Raw genomic sequence first — 13,841 nt, 5'->3', positions numbered from 1 at the left:
CTGCCGTGCCTGTAACCAGTGCTCCTGCCGCCCCTGCTGTGCCTGAAGCCAGTGCTCCTGCAGCGCCTGCTGGGCCTGAAACCAGTGCTCCTGCCGCCCCTGCTGGGCCTGAAACCAGTGCTCCTGCTGCGCCTGCCGTACCTGAAGCCAGTGCTCCTGCAGCGCCTGTAGCCCATGCTCCTGCTGCCCCTGCCGTGCCAGAAGCCCATGCTCCTGCTGCCCCTGCTGTGCCTGAAGCCCCTGCTCCTGCAACCCCTGCTGGGCCTGAAGCCAGTGCTCCTGCAACCCCTGCTGGGCCTGAAGCCAGTGCTCCTGCTGCCCCTGCCGTACCTGAAGCCCATGCTCCTGCTGCTTCTGTCTCTGACGCTCCGGTCAGAGAGGTTGTGCTTGGAAATGCACGGATCCGCATGTTTATTTTGGGTGAGCAAACATCTCGTCCAGGCTTTAAAACCTCAGCTGCCGAGACTTCTGAAAAGGCTCCTGTCTATGCAAATCTGGATGACTTCTTTCAGGCGCTGCCCTATGCCCCTGTTCAGCCTCTTAAAGAAGAGCCCGGAACACGGGCTGTCGCTGAGCCACAGGATCAGGTTTTGGCCTGGGTGGTTGCCGGTGTTCGTTCAAGCTTCTTGAACTTAAATCTGTCTTCAGGCATGGCCTCTGGAGAATCCTCACAGCAAAAAAGTTTTCAAGGAGCGTCCTCGTCTCAAGCTGCTTTGCTCTTTCCCAATTTCCCCACACGGGAAATTTCTGTCCCAGCTATAGAAAAAGCTGAAATCTCCAAGCTCTCTGCTTTTGTCTCAGAAAAACCCTGGTGGTTGGAAATGGTGTCTGAAATGATGCCTGAGACATCCGTCGAAGCAGCGAATGTCTTGGGTCTCTTGACAGAGAATGATTCTGTTTTGCCTGAGCAGGATTCTGGTTTGCCTTGGGAGCAAGTACTTCCCTCTTTGTTTCAGGCAAGTCAGCCAAGTGTTTTGGCTCCCAAAGGCAATGAGCCGATTCATTTCTCCTCAGTTGCTGCTCCCAGTCCTTTGATGGTTTTTGCTGCAAGCAGCTTTGATGCAGAATCGCCTGAGGGAACTGTCTTGTCAGGTTCTTCACCTGCTATAGATGCTGCTTCAGAAAATTCAGAACCCGGCTCCTTGAAAGAAAAGCCGTCTGAAACTTTATCCTTTGTTTCATTTGTTTCTGAATTCCGTCGCCCAGAATTTAGCAGTGAGAAGTTCAAGGCTTTGCCGAAAGCAACCAAAATTTCATTCTCATCTCAAGCAGGATTTACGCCTTTGGGAAATGCCGAGCTGGAAAAAGGAGTCTCTTCCGCCCCCGCATCCTTTTCTGAGGTGCTGAACAATGAGGCCGGTATGGAGATGGGGTTGGCCAAGCCTGAGATCGAAATGAAGGTGACCTCAGCCCCCAAGCCGCAGTTGCCAGAGTCACTCCAAAAAGTTGAATCTCAAGGCTCTGAAAATTCAGCAGAGAAATATTCTGGGCCTAAACAATCATCACCCGTGCCTTTGCAGGCGATGAATGCCCAGACTGCGATTCAGATGATCAACCAAGGTGTGCCGATTCAGATTTCCGATTTCCCAGCTTTTGTGAATCAGGTTGTGCAGACTCAAAACTTTAAAACCGGTGTTTTGCAAAGTATAGAAATCAATCTCTTCCCCCAGAATTTGGGTAAAGTCAGCGCGCAGTTTACACTGAATACCCAAAGTGAGATGGTGGTTCGTCTCTATGCTCCCAATGCGGTGGCAGCAAAAACATTGGAGACCTATATTCAAGAAATTCAGCAAATGATCCAAAAATCCTATCTGGTGGCTGGACAAATTGAAGTGAAACAAGGCATCCCTCCGGCCCGCGGTAGCCAGGGCAGCAACACCAGTGGCCAAAGCACTGATCTCAATTCCCGTCAGTCTTTGCGTAAGGGCGGTGGTCGTCGCCGTCGTAAAGATGATGACCTCTCAGTTGACGTATCAGTTTAAGTAATGTTTCAAGGACTTGTATGAAGTGCTACAGATTTGTTACGCTAAACACTTGAAGATGGAGATAGTGGATGAATCGTGATCCACATCCGGCAGAAATGCCAGAACAGAATTCAAAACAAGCAACGGCTTTGAAGTATGACCTTCAAGCGTCAAGTGCGCCTGAGGTTGTTGCCACCGGAACCGGTGAGGTTGCAGAAGAAATCGTGCGTGTCGCTCAGGAGCATGAGGTGCCTGTGTATCACGACCCTTCCTTGGCGAAAGCTTTGGGGCAACTTGAATTGGGCAGTTTGGTTCCGCCCGAATTGTATAAGGCTGTAGCTGAAGTTTTGGTTTTTGTCTACAGCCTGGATCAGGCGCATAAAAAACAAATTGAAATGGTATTGGAGGAGTTTTAGAGCAGATGTTAAGGGGTATTTACACCGCCGCAAGCAATATGGAAACTTCGATGCAAAAAATGAATCTTTTTGCTCAGAATGTGGCCAACTCCCAAACCACGGGATACAAGAAAAAAACCTATGCTGTGCATAGTTTTGAAGATGTCTTGGTAGATATGTCAGATGGCCGTACCAAGGCTCCTTTGGCGCAGGGTTCTTATATTGATGACGCTGGCGTCAAGCAATCCCAAGGAACACTGAAAACAACAGGTGGCGCACTTGATCTTGCCATTATGGGCGAAAAAGCTTATTTCCAGTTTGAAGTGAAGCCTCCCCGCGATGCCCAAGGCAATGTGGATCTGAACGCTCCCAAGCGCTATACCATTTCCCGCAATGGCCATTTCTTGTTGAATGACAAGAATGAACTGGTCAATATCAACGGAGACTATGTGCTTGATATCAATGACAAGCGCATTGTTTTGACAGACCAACCCCTTAATCAGGGGGCACAACGCACACAAAGTCAGGCCAGCATGAATGACTCTGCGATTGAAATCGATCGCTTCGGTCGGATTTACGATCGCCGTGAAAAAGGGGCAGCCAATGCCCGGCCTGTGCGTGCCCAAATCAAAATGGTTGAATGGACCGACGAGCCTACCCAAGCCGATGATCGCAGCCAGGTTTTTGAACTCTTGAAAAAATACGGTGTGGATATGCCGACAGACAACCGTCTTATGCAGGCACTGCAACCTAATCCTGCGGTCAATGCCAACCCTACCAACGAGTCTCCCTTTCTGATCAAGCAAGGGTATCTCGAAAGTTCAAATGTCGATATTGTAAATGAAATGGTCATGTTAATGATGACCTCTAAAGACTACGATATGTCTCAAAAAGTGATTGCAGCCGAGGATAAAATTCTCGATAAGTCCATTAATGAAATGGGCAGAATGCAATAGAACTGTTACAATTAAATAAACTTTTAAACAGGACTTAGGAGGAGTTAGTAAAAATATGCATGCACTCTGGACTGCTGCAACTGGGATGGAAGCGCTGAAGTTTAAAATTGACGTCATCGCGAACAATCTCTCCAATACCCAAACCGAAGGGTTCAAGCGCTCAGATGCTGAATTCACGGATCTTCTGTATCAGTACTACCGTCGCCCAGGCAGCGTAGACAATCCGTCAGGGATTCACTATGGCTTGGGTTCACGTATTGCCGGTACCAATGTGGTTCATCAGCAAGGCTCGCTTCAGTCTACAAATAATAATCTGGATTGGGCCATTGATGGTATTGGCTTCTTCTCAGTTCTGGATCCTATTTCAGGTCAGCGCTTTTATACCCGTAAAGGTCTGTTTAAGTTGAACAATAACGGCCAGGTAGTGAATGCCGACGGCTATACCCTGGATCCCAATATCACCATTCCTCCTGGTACAACTGATTTCCACATTGATCGCACAGGCGTGTTCTGGGCTACTCAGCCTGGTACCGGTCTGCTGTCTCAATTGGGGAATATTACGCTGACACGTTTCCCCAACCCCGCTGGCTTGGAAGCGCGTGGAAACAGCCTGTTTGCAGAAAGTAGTGCTTCCGGTTCTCCTGAACAGGGGCAGCCTGCACAGAATGGTTTTGGACAGATTCATGGTCGGGCCTTGGAGTCTTCCAATGTTCAGATTGTGACAGAAATGGTAGACCTGATTACCACCCAGAAAGCTTTTGACACCAATTCAAAAGTAATTACTGTGGCTGATAAGATGATGGATACCGCCAATAACCTGTCTCGTTAATTTTAGAGGATGATTGAAAGGGGAGGTTTTGTCAGCAGAGGTTTTGTTTATTTGGCATTTTGCCTCATAGCATTCGCTGTCAACGCCTCCCCAGTTCGTGTAAACTCGACCGACGAACTGATTTACCGGCTACGCCAGGCCGTACAAAGTCAGTATGAGGTTGCTCCGCAAAATGTTTTGGTTTTGTGGAATGACGATTCTCTTGAAGACAAACTGGCGCGGGTAGGAAAAAATCTATCGGTAGAATTGACCGAGCGTGATTTGCAGAATTTAATCGGTAAAACGATTTTAACGCTGAAGGTCATGGATGGAAATCGGTATCGGGCGACGATACCTGTGAAGTTGAAAGTGGATGGCTGGACAGAGGTGTATATCTCTAAAAAGCCGCTCAGAAGAGGGGAGATGCTTTCTGAGCAAAGTATTCAGTTTAGCAAAAAAAAGCTATCTGAATTGCCTGTAAATTATCTCCGTGTTTTAGAAAATCCGGGCGATTACCGGGTAAACAGAGACATTCCAGCAGGAATGGTTTTGAATCGTTTGGCGCTTGAGCAGCAGCCCTTGGTTTTAAAGGGCGCCCAGGTGAAAGTGGTGGTTGTGAATGAGAACCTTCGCCTGATGGCTCAGGGAGAGGTTCTTGAAAACGGGTTGAGAAACCAAATGGTTTCAGTTCGGGTTTTGAGCTTTGGCAGCAATAAACTGGTTCAGGCCCGCGTAACAGGCCAGGGTGAAGTCACTCTGGAAATTAAGTAATACAAGTGAGGAAGCCTTCGTCAATGAACTGGAGAACTAAATTTTTACAGACAGCTCTTGTGGCTGGTCTTTGTCTGGCGGCGGTTGTCATGCCTGCACAGGCTGACTCAATTTGGAATGACACCAGTACAGCGACTTTGTTTACGGAGCGTCGTCCTACATTTGTCATCGGCGGTATTATCACTGTTGCTGTTCAGGAAAAAATCAACGCCAGTCAACAGGCTACTTTGATCGGTCAGAAACAATTGCAGAACCAACACCGTTGGTCTTTTCCCCAAGGGTTTCAAACGGGCCGTACCCAGTTACAAGGTCAATTCCAAGCGCAAAGTCAGATGCAAGCCAATGATTTGGGGTCAACCACCCGTGTTGGCGTGATTCAGTTCCTGGTCTCTGCCCGAATCGAGGATATTTTGCCCAATGGCAACCTGATTATTACGGCGCATAAAAATTTCCGTGTCAATGATGAAGAAAATGAAATGATTCTGACCGGTGTGGTACGTCAAAATGATGTTACCTCCGACAATATGGTTGATTCATCCCGAATTGCAGATATGCGTATCGATGTCATGGGAACAGGCCCTGTCAGCGCCCGTGCTACAGCGGGTCTGATGACGCGTATCTTTAACTTCCTGCTTTAATTAATAAGGAGATTCAGCATGGTCCGTCGCATATTTCCCTTACTGACAGTGGCTCTGGCTACTACGCTGGTTTTGCCTGCTTTTGCTCAGCAAAATCCTACGGGTGTTAATCCTCCGCAGCAGGCCAGTGCCCGTTCTGCTCCGATTATGGATGTGGTTCCCCCCACTTCTGTGCGTGTGAAAGACGTTGTGAATTTCCGCGGCGCCCGCTACAACCAATTGCAAGGCTTTGGATTGATTACTGGTCTTGACGGTTCTGGCGACTCTGCCAACGCGATTCCTTATATGCGTCGTGCGATGGTCAATATGCTTGAGCGTTTTGGCTTGCCCCAGATGCCTGAAGGCTCAATGCGTCCGAAGAATGTTGCTTCTGTGATGGTCACGGTGAATATCCCTCCTTTTGCCAAGCCAGGCCAACTGATTGATGTCACGGTTTCCTCTTTGGGGGATGCCAAGAGCCTTCAGAATGGCTTTCTTTTGCAAACGCCTTTGCGCGGTGCCGATGGCCGCATCTATGCGGTTGCCCAAGGGCCCATTTCTTTGGGCGGCTTTGGTGTTTCGACAGAGCAGGGAGCTTCAGTTACCAAGAATGCAACCACCATTGGTCGGATTCCCAATGGGGCGATTGTTGAAAAAGAAATTCCTGTGACCTTGATGGATGAAAATGGCTATATTGAAGCTTATTTGATCAATCCCGACTTTACGACGGCGACTGAACTGTCAGACAAAATCAATAAAAACCTCTTGGGCAATGCCAAGGCCGTAGATGCTTCTACGGTTCGGGTTTTTGTGACTTCCACTTACCGTAACAATGTTCCCGAGCTGATTGCGCGAATTGAAAATCTGACGCTCTCTCCTCAAAATGGAGCTGCTAAGGTGGTAATGGATGAACGTACCGGAACAATTGTGATTGGTCAGAATGTCAGCATTGGGCCTGTCTCGATTGCCCATGGCGGTCTGATTGTGAAAGTAGATGCGGTCACGACGGTTTCTCAGCCCAATCCTCTTTCTCAAGGCTCCACTGAATCGGTGACCAATACCTCAATCAGCTATGAAGAGCACAAAGGCGATACCCTGGTGCTGGTCAAGGGCTCTACAGTGGGTCAGTTGGTGAAGTCTCTCAATTCACTGGGTGTACCTCCCCGTGACTTGATTACCGTCTTACAAATGATTAAAGCCAGTGGCGCACTCAATGCCCATCTGGAAATTCAATAGGAGGACTTACACATGATTGATAATGTACCTTTGGTAGGTTCTCTCAGCACTGGCTTTGGAGAAAACTCTATTGCAGCCATGGCTCCTACTGCGCGTACCCCCAATCTGGCTGAAACCAGTAAGGATTTTGTGGGCATGCTCTATGCCTATATGTTTTCACAAATGCGTGAAAACTCCAGCAATGAAGAAGATGGTCTCTTCAGTGGACCCCACGTCAATATGCTGATGGGCTTTATGGATCAGGAAATTGGCAAAGAATTGGCCTCTTCACAGGGGGCTGGTCTGGCCCAGGAAATGTTAAAACAATTGACCGGTGGGCAGGAAGCTATTGCGAATGCAATTCCTGAAAATGCCGCAAGTATTACCGGTAAATTTGATGCCCGTACTGTAGGTTTTGAAGCCAATCCTTTGGTGAATGCGCCACGTACTTTGGGCCGGTTGGATACCCGTACAGAGGGTTTTGAAATAGAAAACCCCGCTTCCATAGACAATTCGAGTCAGATTATGGAAGAAATCTATAAATTGAACAGGCGGGAATGATAAAATAGGCAAGATGACCAATCGGGATGTGTCGAAGAGCTAGATGGGCGCAGAGACAATGAGTACTGTCCCCAACGCACCAACGAACAGCAGCGATGCCGTAAAGCGCTATATGCCGCTGGTACGTTCGATTGCCCGTCGGCTGTCGATGAAGTTGCCAAAGCATTATGACTTCAACGACCTGGTCAGTGATGGTGTAGTTGGTTTGTTGTTGGCGATTGAGCGGTTTGATCCCGGACGTGGGGTTAAATTTGAAACCTTCGCAACCTACTATATCAAGGGAGCGATTTTGGACAATTTACCCAAATTGCCCAAGGCTCCGAAGAATCAGGATGAAGTGGTCTATGAAGACCCGGAAGATGTGGAAACAGATTCCGCTAACCTGTTCAGCCAAGTCACACGCTTGGCTTACAGTTATATCTTGTCTCTGGATGCCCCAACAGGCTCAGACGGCGATGAGAGTTTTAATTTGCTGAATCAGTTGGGTGATTCAGATTCGGTTCAACGCGATATTGAGTTTGAGCAATTGCAGAAAACCCTGACCTGGGTGATTGAACAATTACCGAACCAGGAGCGTACAACCTTAAAGCTGTATTATTTTCAGCAGTTGCCTTTTAATGAGATTGGCAAACGGTTGGGTTTGTCGGAGTCTTGGGTCAGCCGTATTCATAAGCGGGCCCTGGAACAGTTGCGCATGAAATTAGGCAAGCGCAAATCAGTAGATGATTTTTTAACCATGTAGGAGGAGCAAAATGGTCTTATTCAGTCCTTTGATGGCTTTTACCGAGAAAATGCTCGATGTGACAACCACCCGTCACAAGGTAATTGCCGATAATATTTCAAATATCAATACCCCTGGTTTTAAAGGGGCTGAAGTCTCTTTTGCAGACGCCTTGGATAGAATTAAGCAGAGCGCCAAAGATGAAGGGCCTGACTTGACTGAGGAAATGAAAACCAGCAGTATCAACGAGCAGTTACTGCAAAATTTGAGCCTTGATGAGCTCTTCCTTGAAGGTCAACGTTATGAAACGGACTTGGGCGTCGGCTTCTCTTTGGGAAGCACCAAATTCAGTAAAATGTTTGAAGGCTCTGAAGCGGGTGGGGTGCCTTTAGACCCCCGTGCACAAGCTGAAAAATCGTTGAGCCGTGCAGACCAGATTTCTGCCGTTCAGCCCAAGATTGAAGAAATCAAGGGAACACCTCGCCAGGACGGCAACAATGTCAGTCCTGAAATTGAAATGGGTAAAATGATCAAAAACACCTCCTTCTATAATGTTTTGGTCAGCTCGATTTCAGGTGAGTTCCGTACCTTGAAAACCATTATTTCGAACCGATAAGAGAGGGGATGGGTCAGTATGAGTTTATTTGATGTTATCAATACGAGCGCCACGGGGATGGTGGCCAATCGTTTCTGGCTGGATACGATTGCAGGCAATATTTCCAATGCCAACAGCACCCGTACAGTCGAAGGCGGTCCTTTCCGCCGCCGTATTCCAGTTTTTCAACAGGCACTTCAAGATGCCATGGAAAGCGGTGATGACTGGGATGAGCGCAGCGCAGCGCAAATGGGCAATACCATTACTGGCGCGATTATGGACGATATGATGGACCCTGAAACCTCCAAGCCCAAAGGGCGGGGTGTGGCCATGAAGGGGGTGGTTGAAGATCCCTCTCCCCTGCGTGTGGTCTATATGCCCGGTCACCCCGATGCCGATCAGGAAGGCTATGTTTCATTGCCCAATGTCAGCGTGGTGAAGGAAATGGTAGATATGATTGCCGCTCAGCGTGCTTATGACGCCAATGTTCAGGTAACCAACGCTGCCAAGTCGATGATTAACAAAGCCCTTGAAATCGGGAAATAAGGAGTCTTTTAAATGAGTACTGTAGGAAGCATTTCCGCACTGCAATCTTTTTTCCCAGGAGATCTTCAGGTTAAAGAAAGCCTGATGCCCATGAGTTTTGAACTTCCCAAGGACGAGATCACAGCCAAGCGCTCCTCGTTTGTGGAAGTATTGAATAGCGCCATTAAAGAAACCAATGACGCTGAATCTGAAAGTGAAAAATTGATGACGGACCTGTTAATGGGCAAGGACGTGGATATCCACTCCATTCAGGTCGCTGGCGCAAAAATGGATACCATGGTCACCATGGCATCTACCGTGATGACGAAACTCACGACCGCCTATCAAACTTTGATGAATATGCAGGTATAGCAACCTGAACCTTAAGCGAGCGAATCTGAGAAGGGAGAATTTAGAATGGCCGTTGATGATCAAGCCGTAGGAGGGGGCTTCCTGGGCAATTTGCCGCCGAATGTACGTATTGGCGTACTGATCGGCGCTGCTGTCCTGGTAGTTGGGTTGCTGGCCTTCTTGTTTATGCGTGGCAATGGTGAAGAAAAGGATGATGGTTTCAGAACCATTTACCGCAATTTGCCCATGGCCGAGGCAGGAAATGCCAAGGACTATCTGGAAACTGAATACCGGATTCCTGTAAAACTGGCCGACAATGGAACCTCTGTACGGGTTCCCAAAGACAAAGCTGAAGATGCTTTGGTTAAATTGGCCCAAAAGAACATGCCTGGAAGTGGCGTGGTCGGATATGAAATCTTTGATAAACAGAGCTTTATCAGCACCGACTTTGAAAAACGTGTGGCTCTGCAACGCGCCCGTGATGGACATTTGTCCCGTTTGGTCGGCCGTTTTGAAGGTATCAAAGACGCCCGTGTTAATATTGTGGTCCCTGAGGCTTCTCTCTTCTCTGAAGAACAATTGCCCACCACTGCGTCTGTGCTTTTGGAATTTGATGGCGCCGGTGGTTTTAAGCCTGAATATGTTCAGGCCATTACCCATTTGATCGCCAGTGCCACCCCTGGCCTGAAACCCGGCAATGTGACCGTGGTAGATAATGCCGGTCAGGTTTTGGCTGAAGGTCAGGAAGGCCTGTATGGCGAAGATTCTGGCAAGAAGCTCAACAAACAACTGCAGGAACAACTGCGTATCAAACGCCAAATGGAACAGCAGCTTGAAAACAAAGTCATTTTGATGCTTGAGCAGGTCTTGGGGCCTGGCAAGGTCAAAGCTACAGCTGAAGTCGTTCCCAATTTTGATCGTGTTCAGACCCGTGCCCGTAAACATGAGCCCGTGGTTATGAAAGATGCCAATGGACAGGATGTGCTGACCAAGGTGGCTGAGCGTACTGTGGGTGAAACCTCTGCGACTACGCCTTCTGGTTCCACCCAAGGTTCCGCTGGTTCAGATGGAAATAGACCTGGTGGAACTCCGGCAAGTGGAGCTCCTGTCAATCCTGAAATTAAACAAGATACCACCAACCGTACCAATTCTCAGGTCAGCTATAACTACAATAATATTGAAGAGCTGCTCTCGAAACAGTCAGGCGAAATCCTGCGCAAATCGATCTCTGTTCAGTTTGAGCTGCCGGTAGTGGCAGAAGGTGAAGAAGCCGCTGAAGGTGGCCCACCGCCCATTACCCGTGAAGACGTTGAAGAAATGGTCAAAAAGGCTGTGAATTATGATGAAACTGCCAAAGACCAAATCTATGTCCGTCAGGTCAAATTCGATACCACGGTCTATGACAAGCTGAAAGCTGAAATGGAAAAAGCCCGTGAAAAGACACCGATGTGGGTCTTTATCCTGATCGGTCTCGGCGGTCTCGTGATCGGTGCCGGTATCGGTGGTGCCTTGCTTGGCAAGAAGAAAGCCGCTGCAGCCGAACAGTTTGCCGCTGGCGTTCCTCAGTACGCAGCCATCCCTGGCGCTCCCCCTCCCGGTATGCCTGGTATGCCCGGACTTCCCGGAGCTGAAGGTGTCCCTGGCTTGCCCGCCGCCCCTGGAATGCCTCCCATGCCCGCCCAGCAGGCACAGGAAGTAAGCCGTGCGCCGATTATGCCGCCAACGCCTGACAACCCCTTTGGATTCCTCCAAGGTGTAACGCCTCAGACCGTGGCGCAGTTGCTCTCCACTGAGCGCCTGCCAACCCTGGTTGCGGTACTGGCCCAATTGGATCCCGGACAGGCAGAAGATGTTATCAATCTGCTGAACCCCGAAATCCAGAACGAAGTGCGCAGTCGCCTCTCTCAGAACCCCGTACTGCCACCGATGACCCAGAAGATGGTCAGCCAGTCTCTCAAGAAACGTCTGGCAGCGATGTCTTCCGGCGTCTCCTGATTCTAAGTTCTCTCTGTGGGTGGGGCCTTCGGGCCCCACTCATTCTGAGACCACAAAAAAACGCATTCTTGGCGTTAACGAATTGTTAAATCTCACAGTTTGCGCCTTTCAAATCTGGTAAAATACTTAAATTGAGTTCCTCCGAAACAAAATTATGTCTGAAAAAGGTTAAGAGTTTGAGCCGATGGCAGCAGTAAGTCAAGATAAAGGCCGTTCGATAATAGCGGATATTTCGTTAGCATCGCTGGCGATTCTCGTTGTTGCAATCCTGATGATTCCCCTGCCGACAGGCTTGATTGACCTTTTTCTGGTTATCAACCTTTCCGCCTCTATTCTGATTCTTTTGACAGCCTTGAATATTATTGATCCACTTGAATTTGCTGTCTTCCCTCAGCTTTTGCTGGTTACAACCTTGTTCCGACTCTCGCTTAACGTTGCCACTTCCCGTTCCATTCTGCTCAATGCAGACGCAGGAAAAGTAGTAGAAACCTTCGCCCAATTCGTAATTGGTGGCAATTATGTGGTTGGGATTGTTGTCTTCCTGATTCTGATGATTATTCAGTTCATCGTTATTACAGAAGGTGCCAAGCGTGTTGCGGAAGTTGCCGCTCGTTTTACCTTGGACGCGATGCCTGGTAAACAGATGAGTATTGACGCTGATTTCAACGCTGGTTTGATTGACGCTGAAGAAGCTAAAAAACGCCGTAAAGATCTTGAAAAGGGCTCTAACTTTTTCGGGACGATGGACGGTGCGAATAAGTTCGTTCGTGGGGACGCCATCGCAGGTATCATTATTACCATCGTCAATATTCTGGGCGGTTTTGCGATTGGGGTTCTGCAAAAAGGCATGGAGCTGACCGAAGCTGCGGCCCGTTATACCACGCTCTCGATTGGGGATGGCCTGGTGGCCATTATCCCAGGTTTCTTGATCTCTATTTCAGCTGGTTTCGTGACCACCCGTGCAATCTCTGAAAGCAATTTGGCCTTTGACTTGAAGACCCAGTTGTTCGCCTCTTATAAATCGTTGGCGATGGGCGCTGTCTTTATCTTTGGCTTTGGTTTTATTCCGGGTATGCCCACCCACTTCTTTATCGCCTTGTCGATTACTTTGGTGGTTGTCGCTTTTGTGGTCTACCGCAAATCTGTCAAAAAAGCACAGATGGTGGTGGAAGAAGAAGAAGATTCAGCGATTCCCGAACAGGAAGTCAAAAAGCCCGAAAACGTGCTTCAGGTTATGGAAGTTCACCCCCTGGCCCTCGAAATGGGTCTCGACCTTATTCCTCTGGTCGACCCTTCACAGGGCGGCGACTTGCTCGACCGCGTGGTTCCCATGCGTGTTCAGATCGCCATGGAGCTGGGCTTCGTCATGCCTGGTATTCAATTCAAAGACAATCTCAATCTGCGTCCCAACGAATACTCCATCAAGGTCAAAGGTATCGAAGTTGCCCGTGGCGAAATCCTTATGGGTTATATGCTCGCGATTCAGCAGCCCGATACCGATGTCTCTCAAGAACTCGTTGGCTTCCCCACCAAGGATCCCGCTTTCGGAACCCCCGCTGTTTGGGTGGCTGGTTACGAAGCGCAACGCGCTGCTCAGTTGGGCTATATGGTCACCGATCCTACCAATGTGTTGATTACGCATGTGGCTGAAATTGTGAAGACCTTTGCCCATGAAATCCTGAGCCGTCAGGAAGTCCAGGTCATGATCAACAAAGTCAAAGAAAAGCATCCTGTGGTGGTCAAGGAATTGATTCCCGATTTGCTCTCTCTGGGCGGGGTTCAGAAAGTTTTGCAGAACCTGATTCGTGAACGTGTTTCTATTCGCGATTTGGCCACCATTCTTGAAAAGTTGACCGACTTCGCCAAGATCAACCAGGATCCCGATACCTTGTCAGAATTGGCCCGTCAGTCGCTCTCTCGCCAGATCTGTAACAATCTGTCAAATGAGCAGAATATTATTCCCGTCATCACTCTGGATCCCAAAGTTGAACAGGCTGTTCAGGAAAGTATTCAGCAAACCGCGCAGGGTGCAGTTTTGGCTCTGAACCCCCAGGTCAGCCAGCAGATCCTTGCCAAGCTGGCGAATGAAGTTCAGGCCGCGACCAATGCCGGACACAATCCGGTGGTTTTGTGCAATCCTCAGATTCGCCCCCATGTGAAAAAACTGACAGAACGTAACTTCCCGATGTTGACTGTGCTCTCTTATAACGAGATTGCGCCCAAAATTAAAATCCAATCGATTGGTGCCGTTACGATCAGTTTCGGAAGCTAATTCCCAAGCAAAAGCCCCCTGGAAAGAACTTCCAGGGGGCTTGTTTTTTGAGAAAGTTTTGCTGAAGTCTGGATCCCAGCTTGGGTCTCATCGTT

General features: G+C 48.7%; 14 protein-coding genes. All 14 read left to right on the top strand.

The annotated features are described in order from the left end of the window. Window positions 1-5 precede the first annotated feature (5 nt). The 14 genes from COW20_13975 (at window position 6) to flhA (ending at window position 13,746) form a co-directional block, all read left to right on the top strand. A complete protein-coding gene (locus tag COW20_13975; GenBank protein PIW47034.1) occupies window positions 6-1,982 on the top strand; it encodes a hypothetical protein in 1,977 nt (658 codons plus the stop codon). Window positions 1,983-2,080: 98 nt separating this feature from the next. Continuing rightward, window positions 2,081-2,380, top strand: coding sequence for a hypothetical protein (locus tag COW20_13970; protein PIW47035.1), 300 nt, complete (start codon window positions 2,081-2,083; stop codon window positions 2,378-2,380). A 5-nt stretch (window positions 2,381-2,385) separates the two neighbouring features. Next, window positions 2,386-3,315 carry a hypothetical protein gene (locus COW20_13965; GenBank protein PIW47033.1) on the top strand — a complete coding sequence of 310 codons (930 nt, stop codon included), beginning with the start codon at window positions 2,386-2,388 and terminating at the stop codon, window positions 3,313-3,315. Window positions 3,316-3,370: 55 nt separating this feature from the next. Beyond that, window positions 3,371-4,144, top strand: a complete 774-nt coding sequence (gene flgG / locus COW20_13960) for a flagellar basal-body rod protein FlgG (GenBank protein ID PIW47032.1) — start codon at window positions 3,371-3,373, stop codon at window positions 4,142-4,144. A gap of 9 nt (window positions 4,145-4,153) precedes the next feature. Further along, complete coding sequence (flgA, locus tag COW20_13955; GenBank protein ID PIW47031.1) at window positions 4,154-4,894, top strand: flagella basal body P-ring formation protein FlgA; 741 nt, start codon at window positions 4,154-4,156, stop codon at window positions 4,892-4,894. A 23-nt stretch (window positions 4,895-4,917) separates the two neighbouring features. Continuing rightward, window positions 4,918-5,532, top strand: coding sequence for a hypothetical protein (locus tag COW20_13950; protein PIW47030.1), 615 nt, complete (start codon window positions 4,918-4,920; stop codon window positions 5,530-5,532). A gap of 18 nt (window positions 5,533-5,550) precedes the next feature. Continuing rightward, window positions 5,551-6,747: a flagellar biosynthesis protein FlgA gene (gene flgI, locus COW20_13945; protein PIW47029.1), complete on the top strand. Its 1,197-nt coding sequence runs from the start codon at window positions 5,551-5,553 to the stop codon at window positions 6,745-6,747. Between the two features lie 12 nt (window positions 6,748-6,759). Continuing rightward, complete coding sequence (locus COW20_13940) at window positions 6,760-7,287, top strand: hypothetical protein (GenBank protein ID PIW47028.1); 528 nt, start codon at window positions 6,760-6,762, stop codon at window positions 7,285-7,287. A 43-nt stretch (window positions 7,288-7,330) separates the two neighbouring features. Further along, a complete protein-coding gene (locus COW20_13935) occupies window positions 7,331-8,029 on the top strand; it encodes a hypothetical protein (protein PIW47027.1) in 699 nt (232 codons plus the stop codon). 10 nt (window positions 8,030-8,039) lie between these two features. Further along, entirely contained in the window at window positions 8,040-8,624 is a 585-nt protein-coding gene (locus COW20_13930) for a hypothetical protein (GenBank protein PIW47026.1), read from the top strand. A gap of 18 nt (window positions 8,625-8,642) precedes the next feature. Next, complete coding sequence (flgC, locus tag COW20_13925) at window positions 8,643-9,149, top strand: flagellar basal body rod protein FlgC (GenBank protein PIW47025.1); 507 nt, start codon at window positions 8,643-8,645, stop codon at window positions 9,147-9,149. 12 nt (window positions 9,150-9,161) lie between these two features. After that, window positions 9,162-9,500, top strand: a complete 339-nt coding sequence (locus tag COW20_13920; protein PIW47024.1) for a hypothetical protein — start codon at window positions 9,162-9,164, stop codon at window positions 9,498-9,500. 45 nt (window positions 9,501-9,545) lie between these two features. Next, the gene (gene fliF / locus COW20_13915) at window positions 9,546-11,474 is read left to right on the top strand and encodes a flagellar M-ring protein FliF (protein PIW47023.1); all 1,929 of its coding nucleotides are present in this window, start codon (window positions 9,546-9,548) and stop codon (window positions 11,472-11,474) included. A 184-nt stretch (window positions 11,475-11,658) separates the two neighbouring features. Continuing rightward, on the top strand, window positions 11,659-13,746 hold the full coding sequence (gene flhA, locus COW20_13910) for a flagellar biosynthesis protein FlhA (protein PIW47022.1): 2,088 nt from the start codon (window positions 11,659-11,661) through the stop codon (window positions 13,744-13,746). Window positions 13,747-13,841: the final 95 nt, after the last annotated feature.

It is taken from the genome of bacterium (Candidatus Blackallbacteria) CG13_big_fil_rev_8_21_14_2_50_49_14 (assembly GCA_002783405.1).
Taxonomy (GTDB): domain Bacteria; phylum Cyanobacteriota; class Sericytochromatia; order UBA7694; family UBA7694.
This window is presented reverse-complemented; position numbering and strand designations above follow the sequence as displayed.

Coding starts and splice junctions, on each gene's coding strand:
- COW20_13970 (PIW47035.1), top strand. CDS start 2,081: ATGCCAGAACAGAATTCAAAACAAGCAACGGCTTTGAAGTATGACCTT.
- COW20_13965 (PIW47033.1), top strand. CDS start 2,386: ATGTTAAGGGGTATTTACACCGCCGCAAGCAATATGGAAACTTCGATG.
- flgG (PIW47032.1), top strand. CDS start 3,371: ATGCATGCACTCTGGACTGCTGCAACTGGGATGGAAGCGCTGAAGTTT.
- flgA (PIW47031.1), top strand. CDS start 4,154: ATGATTGAAAGGGGAGGTTTTGTCAGCAGAGGTTTTGTTTATTTGGCA.
- COW20_13950 (PIW47030.1), top strand. CDS start 4,918: ATGAACTGGAGAACTAAATTTTTACAGACAGCTCTTGTGGCTGGTCTT.
- flgI (PIW47029.1), top strand. CDS start 5,551: ATGGTCCGTCGCATATTTCCCTTACTGACAGTGGCTCTGGCTACTACG.
- COW20_13940 (PIW47028.1), top strand. CDS start 6,760: ATGATTGATAATGTACCTTTGGTAGGTTCTCTCAGCACTGGCTTTGGA.
- COW20_13935 (PIW47027.1), top strand. CDS start 7,331: ATGGGCGCAGAGACAATGAGTACTGTCCCCAACGCACCAACGAACAGC.
- COW20_13930 (PIW47026.1), top strand. CDS start 8,040: ATGGTCTTATTCAGTCCTTTGATGGCTTTTACCGAGAAAATGCTCGAT.
- flgC (PIW47025.1), top strand. CDS start 8,643: ATGAGTTTATTTGATGTTATCAATACGAGCGCCACGGGGATGGTGGCC.
- COW20_13920 (PIW47024.1), top strand. CDS start 9,162: ATGAGTACTGTAGGAAGCATTTCCGCACTGCAATCTTTTTTCCCAGGA.
- fliF (PIW47023.1), top strand. CDS start 9,546: ATGGCCGTTGATGATCAAGCCGTAGGAGGGGGCTTCCTGGGCAATTTG.
- flhA (PIW47022.1), top strand. CDS start 11,659: ATGGCAGCAGTAAGTCAAGATAAAGGCCGTTCGATAATAGCGGATATT.